Below are 17,116 nucleotides of genomic sequence, written 5' to 3'. Positions count from 1 at the left end.
GCCGCCTCCCAATGTCGGGCTTCGGGGGGGCGAAATCAAGAACCCCGGGTGTGACACAAGCGCCATTCCGGCCCGATTTGTGGCCACGATTTCGTGGGTTTGCGCGATCCGGGCCGTGCTGCAGCGCGGCAGGCCCGGGTAACTGTCCCGTTCCGGAACAACCCCTCTCAGTCCCGCGCGCGCAGCACGCGTGCGGGACGGGCGGCCAGCGGCCGCAGCGCGAAGCCCAGGCCCGCGAGCAGGCTGGCGAGCGCCCCGCCCGCGACGATGCCCACCGCCGAGACCGGTTCGAAAACATAGCCCGAATCCATCACGAACACCATCACCGCCCAGCCGGCGAGCCCGCCCGCCGCCACGGCCACGATGCCGGCCGCAGCCCCCAGCAGGCCGGCGCGCATCGCGAAGCTGCCGAGGATGCGCCCGCGCGAGGCGCCGAGCGTCTTGAGCACGGCGGATTCGAACACCCGCCGCCGCTCGCCCGCCGCCGCCGCACCGATGAGCACGGTGAAGCCGGTGAGCAGCACCGCCGCCGCCCCCCAGCGCGTGGCGCGGGAGAGCTCGCCCAGGGCCGCCGTCACCCGCGCGATGGCGTCGCGCACCCGGATGGCGGTGATGTTGGGATAGGCGTCGGCCAGGTCGCGCAGCAGCGGCGCCTCGGCCTCGGGCGTCGCGTAGACGGTGGCGAGATGGGTGTGCGGCGCGCCGGCGAGGGCGCCGGGGTTGAACACCATCAGGAAGTTGATGCCCATGGAGCGGAAGTCCACGGTGCGGAAGTTCGCCACCTCGGCGGTGATGTCGCGGCCCAGCACGTTCACGGTGATCGTGTCGCCGATGCTCAGGCCCAGTTCGCGGCCCTCCTCGTCGGAGAAGCTCACCAGCGGCGGGCCGGAATAGTCCTCCGCCCACCAGCTGCCCTCGGTGATCACGCTGCCCTCGGGCGGCGCGTCGGCATAGGTCACGCCGCGGTCGCCGCGCAGCACCCAGGCGGCGTCGGGGTTGATCTCGGCCTCGGCGGCGGGGATGTCGTTGAGCCGGGTGACGATGCCGCGCAGCATCGGCGCGCTGTCCATGCGCTCCACGCCGGGCTCGGCCTCGGCGCGGGTGCGGAAGCCGTCGATCTGGTCGTTCTGGATGTCGACGAAGAAATAGGCCGGCGCGCGGTCCGGCAGCTCGCGGGTGATGACCTGGCGCAGGTTCGAATCGATCTGCCCCACCGCGGCGAGCACGGTGAGCCCGAGCCCGAGCGAGAGCACCACGCCCGCGGTCTCGCCCCCCGGCCCGCCCACGGCGGCCAGCGCGAGGCGCAGGCCCGGCCAGCCGTGCACCGCCCGGCTGCGCGCCGCGGCGCGCGCGAGGCGGCGGGTGAGCGCGGCCGCCCCCAGCAGCACCAGCAGCGTTGCCAGCACCCCGAAGGCCGCCCAGAGCGTGAGCGCCCAGAGCCCGGAGAACAGGCAGGCCAGCGCCACCAGCGCCACGGTGAGCACCGCCACGAGGGCGACATAGCGCCAGCCCGGCAGGTGGCGCTCGGGGGCGGCCATGTCGCGGAACAGCCCGGCGGCGCGGATGTCCCGCGCCCGCGCCAGCGGCCAGATGGTGAAGATCAGCGCGGTGAGCGCGCCGTAGAGCGCGGCCTCCGCGAGGGGGGCGGCATAGACGTCGAAGAGGGCGGGCACCGGCAGCTCGTCGGCCAGCAGCGGCCCGAGGGCGGCGGGGATGCCGGCGCCGAGCGCGAGGCCGATGGCGATGCCCACCAGCGTGAGCAGCCCGATCTGCAGGAAGTAGATGGCGAAGATGGTGTTGCCCGAGGCGCCCAGCGTCTTGAGCGTGGCGATGGTGTCGGTCTTGCGCTCGAGGAAGGAGCGCACCGCGGCCGAGATGCCCACGCCCCCCACCGCCAGCGAGGCGAGCCCCACCAGCACCAGGAAGGCGCCCAGCCGGTCGACGAAGCGCTGGATGCCCGGCGCGCCGTTGCGCCGGTCGCGCCAGCGGATGCCGGCGTCGGGGAAGGCCTCCTGCACCGCGTCCTCCATGGCGGCGAGATCGGTGCCGGGGGGCAGGCGCAGGCGGTAGTTGGTCTCGTAGAGCGTGCCGGGGCCGAGCAGGCCGCTGCCCTCCAGCGCAGCCCGGCTCACGATGCTGCGCGGCCCGAGGCTGAAGCCCGAGGTGCCGGCATCGGGCTCCCGCGTCAGCACCGCGGCGATGCGGAAATCGGTGGCGCCGAGGCGCACCGTGTCACCCACGGACAGCCCCAGCCGGTCGAGCAGCGCGCGGTCGAGAACGGCGCCGGGGCGGCCTTGCGGCCCGGGGGCGAGGGCCTCGGCGAGCGGGATCGCCGGCTCCAGCCCCACCGAGCCGTAGAGCGGGTAGGCCCCGTCCACCGCCTTCACCTGGGTGAGGGCGCGCTCGCGCTCGCCGGGCGCGGTCTCGGCGGTGAGCATGGAGCGGAAGTCGAACACTTCCGACACCGCCTCGGCCCGGGTGACCATGAAGGCGCGCTCTTCCGGGCTGGCGGCGCGGTAGGTGAGGCGCAGCTCGGCGTCACCGCCGAGGATGGCCGCGCCCTCGGAGCGCAGGCCTGCGTCGATGGCGCTGCGCACCGAGCCCACGGCGGCAATGGCCGCCACGCCGAGGGCGAGGCAGGCGAGGAAGACGCGGAACCCGGAGAGCCCGCCGCGCAGCTCGCGGCGGGCGATGCGCAGTGCCGGGCTCACTGGGCCGCCTCGGCGCTGGCGGCTGTCTCGGGGTCGATCTCGCCGTCGCGCAGGCCCACCACCCGGTCGCAGCGCGCCGCGAGCTCGGGCGCGTGGGTGACGAGCACGAGGGTGGCGCCGCGGTCGCGCAGGCCGAAGAGCATGTCCATGATCGCCTCGCCGGTGCTGCCGTCGAGATTGCCGGTGGGCTCGTCGGCCAGCAGGATGTCCGGGCGCGGGGCGGCGGCGCGGGCCAGCGCCACGCGCTGCTGCTCGCCGCCCGACATCTGCGCCGGGTAATGGTCGAGCCGGGCGCCCAGGCCCACGGCGCGCAGCTCCTCCGCCGCCTTGTCGAAGGCGTTCCGGTCGCCCGCGAGCTCCAGCGGGGTTGCGACATTCTCGAGCGCCGTCATGGTGGGGATCAGGTGGAAAGACTGGAAAACCACCCCCATATGATCGCGGCGGAAGCGCGCCAGCGCATCCTCGTTCAGGGCGGTGAGATCCTGGCCGAGGGCGCGCACGCTGCCCGAGCTGGCCCGCTCCAGCCCGCCCATGACCATGAGGAGAGAGCTCTTGCCCGACCCGGACGGCCCGATCAGCCCCACCGTCTCGCCGCGTTTCACCGTCAGGTCGATGCCCTTCAGGATGTCGACGCGTCCGGCATTGCCGGACAGGCTGAGGGTGACGGAACCGAGCTCGATGAGAGGTTTCCCGGGGAGCGGGGCGGCGGGGTCTGCGGTCGTCGGCATGGCGGTTACTGGTCTCCGTCGTCTCGGCGCTGCACTGCGATATGGGGGCGGCGCGGGCCTGCGCAAGCGCGCAGCGACGCTCTGTCTCGCCCTCGGGCTGGGCCTGCCGGGCCTCGCGGCGGCGCAGGGCGGCGCGGATGACGGCACGGTGACCGTGGCGGCGCTTGGCGATTCGCTCACGCAGGGCTACGGGCTGCCGGAGGCCCAGGGCTTCGTGCCCCGGCTGCAGGCCTGGCTCGACGAACACTCCGACGTGCCGGTGACGCTGGTGAATGCCGGGGTCTCGGGCGACACCACGGCCGGCGGCCTCGCCCGCATCGACTGGACGCTGACACCGGAGGTGGACGCGGTGATCGTGGCGCTGGGCGGCAACGACCTGCTGCGCGGCATCGACCCCGCGGTGAGCCGGGCCAACCTCGGCGGCATCCTCGCGAAGATCGACGATGCCGGCCTGCCGGCCCTGCTGGTGGGCATGCGCGCGCCGGGCAATTTCGGCCCCGAGTACCAGGCGGATTTCGACGCCATCTACCCCGAGCTGGCCGAGGCGCATGGCGCCGCCCTCTACCCGTTCTTCCTGCAGGGGCTGGGCGCGGGAGACGACCTCTCGGCCGCGCGCGGGCTCATGCAGGTTGACAACATCCACCCCAATGCCGAGGGTGTGAACCGTATCGTCGCCGATATCGGCCCGGCCGTTCTGGAGCTGGTGCGGGCGGCGGCGCACTGAGGCCCCCCACGGCGCGCGCTCCCCCTCACCGGCGCCCGCCGGCAGGCGCCCGGCCCCGTGAGCCGGGCTGACAGGATGCGACTTTTCGCTGCCATACCGCTGCCCGAGGCCGCGGTCGAACGTCTCGAACATCTCACCGCCGGCCTGCCCGCCGGGCGGCCCGAGCCCTCGGACAACTATCACGTCACGCTGGGGTTTTTCGGCGAATGCGACCGGCATGTCGCGGAGGAGATCTACCTCGGCCTCGACGAGATCCGCCTGCCGGAGGCGGCGACGCTGGAATTCGGCGGCCTCGGCATCTTCGGCGGCGACAAGCCGCGCCTGCTGCACGCGGCTCTGGGCGCCGACCCGGTGCTGAGCCGGCTGGAAGGCAAGGTTGCGTCGGTGGCCCGGGCCGCAGGACGCACGAAGCGTCACGCGCGGTTCATCCCGCATGTCACTCTGGCGCGGTTCCGCCCGGGAGAGGGGGGAGGCGCCGATCTGGTCCGCTGGATCGCGGCCCGGGCCGGTTTTTCCGCCGGACCCTGGAGCGCGGAGAGCTTCTGTCTCTATCGCTCGGATCTCGGCCGGTCTGGCTCCGTCTACACGGAGCTGGTGCGTTACCCATTCACTCAGTAGCTGCGCGGGAGGTCCCAGAAGCGCCGCGCCGCCTCCGCCTTCGCGGTGTCGCGGGTGACCCCGATGTCCTCCAGCATGCGGTCGTCCAGCTCGGCGAGGTGCCGGCGCTGGGCCGCGGTGTCGATCCAGGCCCGCAGCAGGCCGAAGAACGACCAGCGCGTTGCGTGGCGGCTCTGGCGCCCGGCGTGGCGGCGCGCGGAGAGAGATGTCGTGTTCATGATATGACTCATTCCGTATTCTGATTTCAAATGTTGATGCCATCACTGACATTGATGTATATGGGTTATGGCGCATGAAATCGGAAATGAATGTTAGTTTGATCACACATCATCGACGATGATGACTCGCGGGAGGTTCCGGACAATGGCACGCAACATCGACATGACGGCCCTGCGCTCCTTCGTGATGGTGGCGGAAACGGGTGGTGTCACCCGCGCCGCGGCGCGGCTGCACCTCACCCAGTCGGCGGTGTCCATGCAGTTGAAACGTCTCGAGGAAATGCTCGGCCAGCCGCTGCTCGACCGCTCGGGCAGGGGGGTCACGCTCACCCTTCAGGGCGAACAGCTCCTGTCCTTCGGCAAGCGCATCCTCGAGCTCAACGACGAGGTCTGGGCCCGGATGACCGACACCGCCTATTCCGGCGAGGTGCGCCTGGGCGTGCCGCATGACATCGTCTACCCCTATATTCCGGAGGTGCTGCACCGTTTCCACCACGCCTTTCCCCGGGTGCGGGTGACGCTTGATTCGAGCTACACCCGCAAGCTCAAGCGCCGCTTCCAGGCCGGGGAGATCGACGTGATCCTCACCACGGAGGATGTGCTCGACGCCGGCGGCGAGACGCTGGATTCGCCGCGCCTCGTCTGGGTGGGGGCGCCGGGCGGCTCGAGCTGGCGCACCCGGCCGCTGCGGCTCGCCTTCGAGAACATCTGCATCTTCCGCGCCGCCACGCAGAACGCGCTCGATTCCGCCGGCATCGACTGGGAGATGGCGGTGAACTCCGACAACACTCGCTCGGTGGAGGCGGCGGTTTCGGCCGATCTCGCGGTGCATACCTGCATCGACACCAACCTGCCGCCCTATTTCGAGCGCATCCGCCACAACGGCATGCTGCCCGACCTGCCGGACGTGCGGGTGAACATGTATGCCGCCTCGGGTCCGGATTCGGGCGCGGCACAGGCCCTCGCCGGCATGATCCGCGACGCCTACCGCGGCGCCTCCGCCGTCGCCGCCCAGTAGGCGGCGCACCTTCAAGAAGCCGCCCAGTAGGCGGCGCACCGTCAAGAAGCCGCCCGACAGGCGGCACTTTCATGAATGGCGGCCCGGCAGGTGTCGCACCCTCAGGGGGCTGGCCCACAGGCGGCCCACTTCAGGCGGCCAGAGGGTGAGCGGTGCCCGACAGGCGCCGCCCCGCAGGGGCTCAGGCGCAGCAGGGCATGGTGACCACCACCTTGCCGGTCGCCTTGCGCTCCGCCAGCAGGGCGAGGGCGGCGTCGGCCTGCGCCAGCGGCACGCGGTTCGAGATGTGCGGCGTGAGCCGGCCTTCCGCGCACCAGCCGAACAGCGTGGCGGTGCTCTGCGCCAGCAGCTCGGGGCGGAAGCGGGTGTAGCCGCCCCAGTAGAAGCCGATCACGTCGATGTTCTTCACCAGCAGGATGTTGGCCGGGATCTGCGGGACCTCGCCGGAGGCAAAGCCCAGCGGCAGCACCCGCGCCTCCGGGTTGCAGGCCCTCAGCGCCTCGGAGAACAGCGCGCCGCCCACGGGGTCATACACCACGTCGGCGCCGCCGAGCGCCTTCACCCGCGCGCGCAGGTCTCCCTTCTCGCTGTCGATCACGTGGTCGGCGCCGCGGGCCTTCGCCACGGCCAGCCTGTCGGCCCCGCGCGCGCAGGCGATCACCTCGGCCCCCATCAGCTTGCCGATCTTCACCGCCGTGAGCCCGATGCCCCCCGCCGCCCCCAGCACCAGCAGCCGCTCGCCGGGCTGCAGCCGGGCGCGGTGCCCGAGGGCGAGATGCGAGGTGCCATAAGCCACGATGAACCCCGCCGCCTCCACCATCGGCATCGCCTCCGGAAGGGGGGTGAGCCCGGTGGCCGGCAGCACGATCTCCTCGGCGAAGCCGCCATGGCCCGTCATCCCCGCCACCCGTGTGCCCGGCGCCGGGCCGGCGGCGCCCTCGCCGAGCGCCAGCACCTCGCCCGCCACCTCCATGCCAGGGGCGAAGGGCAGCGCCGGCTTCTCCTGGTAGCGCCCCTTCACCATCAGCGTGTCGGCGAAGTTCACCCCGCAGGCATGCACCCGCACCAGCGCCTCTCCGGGCCCGGGCCGCGGGGCGGGCAGGGTGTCGAGGCGCAGGGCCTCGCCCAGGGCGTGCAGTCTCGCGCTCTGCATGGAATCCTCCTCTGGTCTTGAACGGTTTTTGACAGTTAACTGGATCGGGGGACTTATGGGGAGCATCACGTGACATTGCCGACACCTGTGGGGGAGGCGTTCGAGAGGCAGGCCCAGGCCTGCGACGCTCTCGGCTCCCCGTTCACCGCGCGCCTGTGCCGGGCCCTGCCCGCGGCGCTGGAGGGCGAACTGCGTGCCCGCGTGGCCGGCTGGCCGGGCGAGCCGGTGGCCGACGCGCTGGCCCTGCGCCTGTGCGGCGGGCTGCATGCGCTGGCGCGCGAGGGGCGCGCGCCGGCCCTCACCGCCGCCTACCCGCCGGGGGAGGGCCCGCTGGAGGCCGGGCTGGCCGAGGCCTTCGCCGATCACCAGGCCTTCCTGCTGCCCTGGCTCGACAGCGCGCCGCAGACCAACGAGGTGGCGCGCTCGGGCGTGCTGCTGGGCGGGCTGATGGAGATCACCCGCCGCACCCGCCGGCCGCTGGAACTGCTGGAGATCGGCGCCAGCGCCGGGCTGAACCTCGCGCTCGACCGCTATTCCTACGATCTCGGCGCCGCCGGGCGCTGGGGCCGTGCCCGGGTGGAGATCGCCTGCGACTGGCGCGGCACATGGCCCGACACCGCGGCACCGCTCGCGGTGATCTCCCGCGCCGCCTGCGACCGCGCGCCCGTGCCGGTGCGCGACCCCGCCGCCCGCGCCCGGCTGCTCGCCTATGTCTGGGCCGACCAGTCGGCCCGGCTGGCCCGGGCCGAGGGCGCGCTCGATCTTGTCGCCGAGGCGCCCTGGCAGGTGGAGGAGGCCGATGCCGCGGACTGGGTGGAGCGCCGGCTCGCCGCGCCGCGCCCGCCCGGCTCGGTGCGGGTGCTGATGCATTCCATCATGTGGCAATACATGCCCGCCCCCGTGCAGGCGCGCATCCGTGCCGCGATGGAGCAGGCCGGGGCCGCGGCCACCGAGGCCGCGCCGCTCGCCTGGCTGGAGATGGAGGCCGACGAGGACCGCGGCTCCGCCGCCATCCGCCTCACCCTCTGGCCCGGGGGCGAGACGCGGGCGCTCGGCCGGGCCGATTTCCACGGCCGCTGGGCGGAGTGGGCGCTGCAGGTGAGGCCGGCGCGGGGGTGAGCCCGCCAAGTGAGCCCGCCAAGTGAGTCCGCTCCGCCACGCCGGCGGTGCCTCTTCGCCACGAAACTGTCTCGAAAGCCCCGGATCGGCGGATTCGGGGTGGATTTCTGCTGCACGCGGGGCACAGTTTGCGGCAATGCGGCATTTGCCCACTGGCATTCGGGCCGCGATTCGCCTAAAGGCCGGGCCAACGCCTGCCGCCCAGGCCCTCTCTTACAGGACGCCCGTCATGACGCTTCGCAACATTGCGATCATCGCCCACGTTGACCATGGCAAGACCACGCTCGTCGACGAACTGCTGAAACAGTCCGGCACCTATCGCGCCAACGCCGCCGTAACCGAGCGCGCGATGGACAGCAACGACCTCGAGCGCGAGCGCGGGATCACCATTCTCGCCAAGTGCACCTCGGTGGAGTGGCAGGGCAACCGCATCAACATCGTCGACACCCCCGGCCACGCCGATTTCGGCGGCGAGGTGGAGCGCATCCTGTCGATGGTCGACGGGGTCGTCCTGCTCGTCGATGCCGCCGAGGGCCCGATGCCGCAGACCAAGTTCGTCACCTCCAAGGCGCTCGCCCTCGGCCTGCGCCCGATCGTGGTGCTCAACAAGGTCGACAAGCCCGATGCCGAGCCCGACCGCGCGCTCGACGAGGTGTTCGACCTGTTCGTGGCGCTCGACGCCAACGAGGAGCAGCTCGAGTTCCCGATCCTCTACGCGTCGGGCCGCAACGGCTGGGCCGATCTCGAGCTCGAGGGCCCGCGCAAGGACCTCTCCGCGCTGTTCGACACGGTGATGACCCATGTCGGCGCGCCGAAGCAGGAGGCGCATGCCTCCGAGCCCTTCTCCATGCTCGCCACCACGCTGGAGGCCGACCCGTTCCTGGGCCGCATCCTCACCGGCCGCATCGAGACCGGCACCGTGAAGCCGGGCATGAGCGTGAAGGCCCTCTCCCGCAAGGGCGAGGAGGTGGAGCGCTTCCGCATTTCCAAGGTGCTCGCCTTCCGCGGCCTCGGCCGCCAGCCGGTGGACGAGGCGCAGGCGGGTGACATCGTCGCCCTCGCCGGCATGACGAAGCCCACCGTGGCCGACACGATCTGCGACACCTCGGTGGACACCCCGATCCCGGCCCAGCCGATCGACCCGCCCACCATCACCGTGACCTTCGGCATCAACGACAGCCCGCTCGCCGGCCGCGACGGCGACAAGGTGCAGTCCCGCGTCATCCGTGACCGGCTGCTGCGCGAGGCGGAGTCCAACGTCGCCATCCGCGTGGCCGACACGCCGGGCGGCGAGGCCTTCGAGGTGTCCGGCCGCGGCGAGCTGCAGATGGGCGTGCTGATCGAGAACATGCGCCGCGAGGGCTTCGAGCTCTCCATCTCCCGCCCGCGCGTGATCATCCGCGAGGAGAACGGCACCCGCATGGAGCCGGTCGAGGAAGCGACCATCGACGTCGACGAGGAATACTCCGGCACGGTCGTCGAGAAGCTCGCCCTGCGCAAGGGCGACCTGGTGGCCATGGGCCCCGGCGGCGCCGGCAAGACCCGCATCGTGGCCCATGTGCCCTCGCGCGGGCTCATCGGCTACCACGGCGAGTTCCTCACCGACACCCGCGGCACCGGCGTGCTCAACCGCGTGTTCCACGGCTGGACCGAGTGGAAGGGCGCGCTGCCCGGCCGCCGCGCCGGCGTGCTGATCTCGATGGAGGACGGTGACAGCGTGGCCTACGCGCTGTGGAACCTCGAGGAGCGCGGCAAGCTCTTCATCACCTCCGGCGAGAAGGTCTACCAGGGCATGGTGATCGGCGAGCACAGCCGCGACAACGATCTCGAGGTGAACCCGCTGAAGGGCAAGAAGCTCACCAACATGCGCGCGTCCGGCAAGGACGAGGCGGTGACGCTCACCACCCCCACCCGGCTCACGCTCGAGCAGGCCATCGCCTACATCAACGACGACGAGCTCGTCGAGGTGACGCCGAACTCGATCCGCATCCGCAAGCGCTACCTCGACCCGCACGAGCGCAAGCGGGAGGCGCGCAAGGAAAGCGTCTGATCGCCTTATGCGAGAGTTTTGCAGAATGCATTGCATTCTGCAAAACTACCTAGAATTGAATTTCCCAATCTGCACATTATCTCCCGGGTGAGTTGGGCGTTTTGCAAAGCCCCGGCGCCCGCAACCCGGTCTGACGCCCTTCGGACGAAAAAAACACCCCGGATTCACGCTTACGGCGAGTTGGCACGGGGGTTTCCGGAAGTTGGCACGGTTTCTGCATAGTCATGATCAGAGCCGACACCTGGCGCGGCATTGACCGGAAACCTGGAGATACCCGAATGAAACATCGTGTGGACGTTCACGTTGGCAAGCGCATCCGTCACCGTCGCTGGATGGTGGGCATGACCCAGCAGCAGCTCGGCGACCTGATCGGCATCAAGTTCCAGCAGATCCAGAAATACGAGACCGGCATGAACCGCGTCAGCGCGTCCCGGCTCTGGGACATCGCCAGCGCCCTCGATGTGCCGGTGAGCTTCTTCTTCGAAGGTGCCAACGGCGAGGACATCGTCGAGCAGCAGCCCGAGGTGGTGGCCGAGGCCGGTGTGGCCCGTGGCGACCTGCTGGCCGACAAGGAAGCCCTCGAGCTGGTGCGCTCCTACTACTCGATCCCGGAAGAGCAGCGGAAGCGCCTGTTCGAGCTGGCCCGCGTTCTCAGCGACGCGGCCTGAGCCGGCTGACCGCGGGCCGGGCGGCCCTTTCGCCCGGCCAAACCCGTTGACCATCGGTCTGCGATGTGAAATCCCCGAGGGCCTTCACCGGCTGCGGGGATTTTTCATGACCGACGACCTTTCCGCGGCGCTCGCCGACCCGGCCCTGCAGGCCGAGCTGCTCGACACCGCGCATGCCCTGGCCGATGCCGCCCGCGAGGCGACGCTGCGCCATTTCCGCTCCGCCGGCCTCGCCGCCGAGACCAAGCGCGACGATCACTTCGACCCCGTCACCGCCGCCGACCGCGAGGCCGAGGCCGCGATGCGCGAGATCCTCGCCCGCCGCCGCCCGGATGACGGCATCCTGGGCGAGGAGCACGGCACGCGGCCCGGCACCAGCGGCCTCACCTGGGTGCTCGACCCGATCGACGGCACCCGCGCCTACATCTCCGGCTGCCCGAGCTGGGGCGTGCTGATCGGGCTCGACGCGGGCGCGGGCCCGGTGCTCGGCATCGTCGACCAGCCCTGGACCGGCGAGCGCTTCATCGGCGGTTTCGGCACGGCGCGGATGGAGCGCGGCGGAGCTGCCCGCCCGCTCGGCGTGCGGCCCTGCGCCGAGCTCGCCGCCGCCACGCTGTTCACCACCTTCCCCGAGGTCGGCACCCCGGCCGAGCGCGCCGGCTTCGAGGCGGTGCGCGATCGCGTGCGCCTCACCCGCTACGGGCTCGACTGCTACGCCTACGCGCTCATCGCCCTCGGCCAGGTGGATCTCGTCATCGAGGCCGGGCTGCAGCCCTATGACGTGCAGGGCCCCATCGGCGTGATCGAGGCCGCGGGCGGCATCGTGACCGACTGGCAGGGCGGCCCGGCCCACCGCGGCGGCCGCGTCCTCGCCGCCGGCGACGCGCGGGTGCATGCCGCGGCGCTGGAATTGCTCTCCCGCGCCTGAACGGCCCCGCCCGCGCCGGCCGGTTCTCTCTTGCCGTGAGCGGCCGGGCCCCTGCCGCGCGGGCACGCGATTCCCTCAGCCCGGCAGCAGGCCCTGTGCGCGCAGCAGCCGGTCGGTCTCGGCCCAGGCGATCTCCTGCAGCTCGGGGCGTTCCATCCAGGTCTCGTGGCGCCCGCCCTCGAGCTCCAGCAGACGGCCCGAGGGGCTGCGGGCCATGCGCTCGCGGATCGCTTCGGGCGAGACCACCTGCTCGTCGCTCCCGAGCAGGGTGAGCAGGGGCACCGGGGGTGTGTCCTTCGGGGCGAGCGCGTCGATCTCGCGGAAGGCCTCGTGCAGCCAGCGCCAGCTCGGGCCGCCGAGGCCCAGCTCCGGATGCGCCGCGAGATGGCCGCGCATCCACTCGTAATGTGCGGCGTCGGAGGTGAGCACGTTGCCCTCGAAGGGCTCGGTGGCGGCGTAGTAGCCGCGGTCGCCGCCGCGCAGGTGCCAGCGGCCGAGGCCGATGCGGGTGACGATCCGCGCCGCAAGCCGCGCGCTGCGGCCCGCCGTCTCGGAAAGATCGAACCCCCACATCGGCGCCGAGATCACCGCCGCCTGCACCTCGAGCCCGGAGAGCAGCGCCCGCAGCGCGATGCAGCCGCCCATGGAATGGGCGAAGAGCAGCCGCGGCCCGGGCAGGGCGGCCACCTCGGGTGCGGCCAGCACCGCGGCGAGATCGGCCTGGTAGGCGGCGAAATTCGCCACATGGCCAAGGTCGGTGCGCCCGCGCGGCCGGGTGGAGAGGCCCTGGCCCCGCCAGTCGATCACCACCGAGCCATAGCCGCGGCCGGCGAGCGCGCTCATCACCCGCCCGTATTTCTCCGCATACTCGGTGCGGCCGGGAAAGATCAGCGCCGTGCCGCGCGCCCCCGGCGGGGTGAGCGCGAAGCGCAGCCGCACGGTGCTGCCCGGCGGGCGCGGCCAGCCGAAGCCCGGCGCGCGCACGTAGAGCGCCCGGGTGCCCTCCGGCGCCTCTGCGAGGGCGGCGTTGAAGGGGGCGTCCTCGGCCAAGAGGCTCAGCCAAGCAGCCCGGCGAGCTTCATCGCCGTGCCCATCGAGCCGTCCACCTTCAGCTTGCCGGTCATGAAGGCGGTGGCCGGTTTCACCTTACCCTCGATGATGCCGCGGAAGGTCTCCACGCTGGCGGTGAGCGTCACGTCCGCCTCCGAATCATCGATGGTGACGCCGTTCTCGTCGATCCGGATCGAGCCCTCGTCGCGGATGACGAACTTCGCCGATCCGTCGAACTTGCGGTCCCCGACCTTCTGCCGCAGGGCTTTCACGCCGGCCTTGACCATTTCACTCATCCTGCTCTCCGCTTTGTGAGGGCCGGCGCGCGCCAGCCTCTCGATTTATTCACAGCGGCTGGTAATCTAGGGCACATGTCCGGAGTGCAAAAGACATTGATGGTTCTCGCGCTGCTGGCCGCCCCCGCGCCACTGCTGGCGCAGGCGATGGTGCCCGGCGGCGAGGCCGTGCCCGAGGGGCCGGTGACCGAGCCTGTCGAGCAGTCGCGCCCGAACCATGACGAGGAACTGGCCATCCTGCTCGACCGGCTGTCCGACCCCGACGCGCCGGCGCCCGAGCGCATCGAGCAGCGGGTGATCGAGCTCTGGTCCGATTCCGGCTCCGACACGGCGAACCTGCTGCTGCGCCGCGGCCAGGACGCGCTCAACGCCGAGGATTACGAGGCCGCGATCGAGCATTTCTCCGCCCTGATCGACCATGAGCCCGGCTTCGCCGAGGCCTGGAACGCCCGCGCCACCACCTTCTTCATGATGGATCTGCCGGGCCTCTCCGTGCCCGACATCGAGCAGGCGCTCACGCTCAACCCGCAGCATTTCGGCGCGCTGGCGGGCCTGGGCATCATCCTCGAGCAGACCGGCGAGGCAAAGGGCGCGCTGGCCGCCTTCCGCGCCGCACAGGCGCTCAACCCGCACCGCGACCAGGTGAACGAGGCGGTCGACCGTCTTGCCACCGAGGTGGACGGCCCCGATATCTGAGGATATGAGCGGGAGAGGCTGACGGCACCGGTGCCGCGGCCGAATACCCACCCGAAGGGCGGACATGCTGGATACTGCGCACCCGCGAGACCGGACCGTGACGGCCGTCCTCGGGCCGACGAACACGGGCAAGACCCATTACGCCATCGAACGCATGCTCGGGCACCGCACCGGCGTGATCGGCCTGCCGCTGCGGCTGCTGGCGCGCGAGGTGTATGACCGCATCGTGGGGCTGCGCGGCCCATCCGTGGTGGCGCTGGTCACCGGCGAGGAGCGCATCGTGCCGCCGCGCGCCCAGTACTGGGTGTGCACGGTGGAGGCGATGCCGCTGGAGATCGGCGCCGATTTCGTGGCGGTGGACGAGATCCAGCTCTGCGCCGACCCCGAGCGCGGGCACGTGTTCACCAACCGGCTGCTCTTCGCCCGCGGCCTGCACGAGACGCTGTTCCTGGGCTCGGACACCATCCGCCCGCGCATCGCCTCGCTCATCCCCCAGGCGCAGTTCCAGCGCCGGGAGCGGTTCTCCAACCTCACCTACGCCGGCTCCAAGAAGCTGTCGCGCCTGCCGGAGCGCTCGGCCATCGTGGGGTTCTCGGTCGACAACGTCTATGCCGTGGCGGAGCTGCTGCGCCGCCAGCGCGGCGGGGCGGCGGTGGTGATGGGCGCCCTCAGCCCGCGCACCCGCAACGCCCAGGTGGCGCTCTACCAGAACGGCGACGTGGACTACATGGTGGCCACCGACGCGATCGGCATGGGGCTGAACCTCGACGTGCGCCACGTGGCCTTCGCCGGCCTGTCGAAATTCGACGGCCACCGCCACCGCCGGCTGCATGCCAACGAGCTCGCCCAGATCGCCGGCCGCGCCGGCCGCCACACCAATGACGGCACCTTCGGGGTAACGGGCGAGGCCGGCCCCCTCGACGAGGAAATGATCGACGCGATCGAGCAGCATCGATTCGCGCCGCTGAGCAAATTGCAGTATCGTAACGCGAAGCTGGAGTTCGGCACCGTGCCGGGGCTGATCGCCTCGCTCGAGGCGCCGGCCGGGCACCCCGACCTCATCCGCGCGCGCGAGGCGGACGACCTCGCCGCGCTGAAGGCGCTCTGGGCCGATGACGCGGTGCGCGACAGCATCTCCGGCCCGAAGGCGGTGCGCCGGCTCTGGGACGTGGCCCAGGTGCCGGACTTCCGCAAGGTGAGCCCGACCGAACATGCGACGTTGCTGGCGCGCATTTATCAGTTCCTGTCCTCCGGGCGGGCGTGTATACCCTCCGACTGGCTGGCAGGGCAGATACAGCGCATCGACCGGACCGAAGGGGACATCGATGCGATTTCCAAGCGGCTGGCCTATATCCGGACCTGGACCTATGTCGCGCAGCGCAGTGGCTGGGTCGAGTCCGAGGAGCATTGGCGCGGGGAGACCCGGGCCGTGGAAGATCGCCTGTCCGATGCCCTGCACGAGCGGCTGACGCAGAGATTTGTCGACCGGCGCACGAGCGTGCTCATGCGGCGGTTGAAACAGAGGGAGAGCCTGGTGGCCGAAGTGAACGAAACCGGTGATGTGACCGTCGAAGGTCAGTTCGTGGGCCGGCTGGAAGGGTTCCAGTTCAGCCCCGATCCGAAAGCGGCCGGCGATGAGGCCAAGACCCTGAAAGCCGCCTCCCTCCAGGCGCTTCAGGTGGAGTTCAACCGCCGGGCGGACCGTTTCTACAACGCGCCCGACCCCGAGATCGGCATGACCGAGCAGGGCGGGCTGATGTGGGGCGAGCATGCCGTCGGCCGTCTCGTGGCCGGGCCGGACGCCCTGTCGCCGGAGGTGAAGGCCTTCGTCGACGAGAGCGCCGACCCTTCGGTGGCCGAGAAGGTCACCCGCCGGCTCACCCACTGGATCAACCGGCGCATCGCCGCCCAGTTCGAGCCGCTGCTGGCGCTGAAGAACGACGAGAGCGTGACCGGCCTCGCCCGCGGCGTGGCCTTCCGGCTCGTCGAAGCGCTGGGCGTGCTGCCGCGCGCCGAGGTGGCGGCGGACGTGAAGTCGCTCGACCAGGACGCCCGCGGCATGCTGCGCAAGCATGGCGTGCGCTTCGGCCAGTACACGCTGTTCCAGCAGGCGCTGCTCAAGCCCGCGCCCACCCAGCTGCGCCTGGTGCTCTGGTCGCTCGAGCAGGGGCTCGACGAGTTCCCCTCCGCGCCGCCGCCGGGCCTGGTGACCATTCCCGAGGTGCAGGGCGCGCCCGAGGGCTACTACGCCCGCGCCGGTTACCACGCCGCAGGCCCGCGCGCGATCCGCATCGACATGCTCGAGCGCCTCGCCGACCAGATCCGCGCGCGCGACACCCGTAGCGGTTTCGAGGCCACGCCCGACATGCTGTCAATCACCGGCCTGACGCTGGAACAGTTCGCGGCCCTGCTCTCCGGCCTCGGCTATCGCGCCGAGCAGGGCGAGCGGCCGAAGAACCGCCCCGGCGTGGCCGAGGGCGAGGCTCCGGCCGCAGCCGAAGCGGCCCCCGCCGATGCTGACACCGCCGAGGCTGACACCGCCGAGGCCCCGGCCGTGAGCGGGGACGCCCCCGCCGAAGCCGCGCCCGAGGCGCTTTCCGAGGAGGCCGCGCCGGTGGCGGAGGACGCTCCGGCTGAAACCGCTGCCGAGACCCCCGCGGAGGAAGCCCCGGTCGAAACCCCGGTCGAAACCGCTGCCGAGGCGCCTGCCGAAGAGGCCGCCCCCGAGGCTGAAGCGGAAGCTGAAGCCCCCGCCGAAGCGGAAGCCGAAGTGCCCGCCGAGGCCGAGGCCGAAGCCGCTCCCGAGGTTCCGGCCGAGGGTGAGGACGGTGCGCCGGCGGAGATGGAAGTCTTCTACACCTTCACCTGGGCCCCGCCGCGCCGCGATGCGAATCGCAACCGCCGCAAGGGCCCGCCGCGCCGCGACGCCAAGCCCGAGGGCGAGCCCTCCGGCCGGCGCGAGGGCGGCAAGCCCTCCGGGGGCAAGGGCAAGAAGGGCAAGGGCAAGCCGCGCGACGAGGCGCAGGGCGGCAACAAGCCCCGCGTGTATTCCTCGGGGCAGAACCGCCGGCCCGAGAAGGCCATCGACCCCGACAATCCCTTCGCCGCCCTCGCGGCACTGAAGCTCAAGAAGGACTGA

15 protein-coding genes are annotated in these 17,116 nt (G+C 71.6%); 9 read left to right on the top strand and 6 right to left on the bottom strand.

The window, feature by feature from the left end:
- Nucleotides 1-167: 167 nt before the first annotated feature.
- Nucleotides 168-2,711, bottom strand: coding sequence for an ABC transporter permease (locus D3P35_RS14055; protein WP_118135371.1), 2,544 nt, complete (start codon nt 2,709-2,711; stop codon nt 168-170).
- A complete protein-coding gene (locus tag D3P35_RS14050) occupies nt 2,708-3,439 on the bottom strand; it encodes an ABC transporter ATP-binding protein (protein WP_118135370.1) in 732 nt (243 codons plus the stop codon). Before D3P35_RS14050 ends, D3P35_RS14055 begins: the two co-directional genes overlap by 4 nt.
- Here D3P35_RS14050 and D3P35_RS14045 point away from each other — a divergent pair.
- Complete coding sequence (locus D3P35_RS14045) at nt 3,438-4,163, top strand: arylesterase (protein WP_118135369.1); 726 nt, start codon at nt 3,438-3,440, stop codon at nt 4,161-4,163. The two genes, D3P35_RS14050 and D3P35_RS14045, sit on opposite strands and share 2 nt — an antisense overlap.
- A gap of 75 nt (nt 4,164-4,238) precedes the next feature.
- A complete protein-coding gene (gene thpR / locus D3P35_RS14040) occupies nt 4,239-4,781 on the top strand; it encodes an RNA 2',3'-cyclic phosphodiesterase (RefSeq protein WP_118135368.1) in 543 nt (180 codons plus the stop codon).
- Here thpR and D3P35_RS14035 read toward each other — a convergent pair.
- Entirely contained in the window at nt 4,775-4,999 is a 225-nt protein-coding gene (locus D3P35_RS14035; protein ID WP_118135367.1) for a DUF1127 domain-containing protein, read from the bottom strand. The two genes, thpR and D3P35_RS14035, sit on opposite strands and share 7 nt — an antisense overlap.
- A 145-nt stretch (nt 5,000-5,144) precedes the next feature.
- Between D3P35_RS14035 and D3P35_RS14030 the strand changes: the two genes are divergently transcribed.
- Entirely contained in the window at nt 5,145-6,017 is an 873-nt protein-coding gene (locus D3P35_RS14030; protein WP_118135366.1) for a LysR family transcriptional regulator, read from the top strand.
- A gap of 181 nt (nt 6,018-6,198) precedes the next feature.
- Here the strand turns inward: D3P35_RS14030 and D3P35_RS14025 are convergent, their stop codons facing one another.
- Entirely contained in the window at nt 6,199-7,170 is a 972-nt protein-coding gene (locus D3P35_RS14025; protein WP_118135365.1) for an NADPH:quinone oxidoreductase family protein, read from the bottom strand.
- Nucleotides 7,171-7,239: 69 nt separating this feature from the next.
- On the opposite strand from D3P35_RS14025, the gene D3P35_RS14020 reads away from it, so the two are divergent.
- From D3P35_RS14020 to hisN, 4 genes are all read left to right on the top strand, one after another.
- Entirely contained in the window at nt 7,240-8,289 is a 1,050-nt protein-coding gene (locus D3P35_RS14020; protein ID WP_118135364.1) for a DUF2332 domain-containing protein, read from the top strand.
- Between the two features lie 229 nt (nt 8,290-8,518).
- Nucleotides 8,519-10,339 carry a translational GTPase TypA gene (gene typA, locus D3P35_RS14015; RefSeq protein ID WP_118135363.1) on the top strand — a complete coding sequence of 607 codons (1,821 nt, stop codon included), beginning with the start codon at nt 8,519-8,521 and terminating at the stop codon, nt 10,337-10,339.
- Between the two features lie 278 nt (nt 10,340-10,617).
- Complete coding sequence (locus tag D3P35_RS14010; protein WP_118135362.1) at nt 10,618-11,007, top strand: helix-turn-helix domain-containing protein; 390 nt, start codon at nt 10,618-10,620, stop codon at nt 11,005-11,007.
- Between the two features lie 106 nt (nt 11,008-11,113).
- A complete protein-coding gene (hisN, locus tag D3P35_RS14005) occupies nt 11,114-11,935 on the top strand; it encodes a histidinol-phosphatase (protein ID WP_118135361.1) in 822 nt (273 codons plus the stop codon).
- A 75-nt stretch (nt 11,936-12,010) separates the two neighbouring features.
- On the opposite strand, the gene D3P35_RS14000 is transcribed toward hisN, so the two are convergent.
- Together D3P35_RS14000 and D3P35_RS13995 are read right to left on the bottom strand one after the other, a co-directional pair.
- On the bottom strand, nt 12,011-12,985 hold the full coding sequence (locus D3P35_RS14000; RefSeq protein WP_157982152.1) for an alpha/beta fold hydrolase: 975 nt from the start codon (nt 12,983-12,985) through the stop codon (nt 12,011-12,013).
- Nucleotides 12,986-12,990: 5 nt separating this feature from the next.
- Nucleotides 12,991-13,281, bottom strand: a complete 291-nt coding sequence (locus D3P35_RS13995) for an SCP2 sterol-binding domain-containing protein (protein ID WP_118135359.1) — start codon at nt 13,279-13,281, stop codon at nt 12,991-12,993.
- A 99-nt stretch (nt 13,282-13,380) separates the two neighbouring features.
- Between D3P35_RS13995 and D3P35_RS13990 the strand changes: the two genes are divergently transcribed.
- Both D3P35_RS13990 and D3P35_RS13985 read left to right on the top strand, forming a co-directional pair.
- Nucleotides 13,381-13,977 (top strand): tetratricopeptide repeat protein, encoded by a 597-nt coding sequence (locus D3P35_RS13990; protein ID WP_232830509.1) that lies wholly within the window; start codon nt 13,381-13,383, stop codon nt 13,975-13,977.
- Between the two features lie 64 nt (nt 13,978-14,041).
- Complete coding sequence (locus D3P35_RS13985; protein ID WP_118135358.1) at nt 14,042-17,116, top strand: helicase-related protein; 3,075 nt, start codon at nt 14,042-14,044, stop codon at nt 17,114-17,116.

The sequence above is a fragment of the Oceanicella sp. SM1341 genome (assembly GCF_003448965.1).
Taxonomy (GTDB): domain Bacteria; phylum Pseudomonadota; class Alphaproteobacteria; order Rhodobacterales; family Rhodobacteraceae; genus Paroceanicella.
This window is presented reverse-complemented; position numbering and strand designations above follow the sequence as displayed.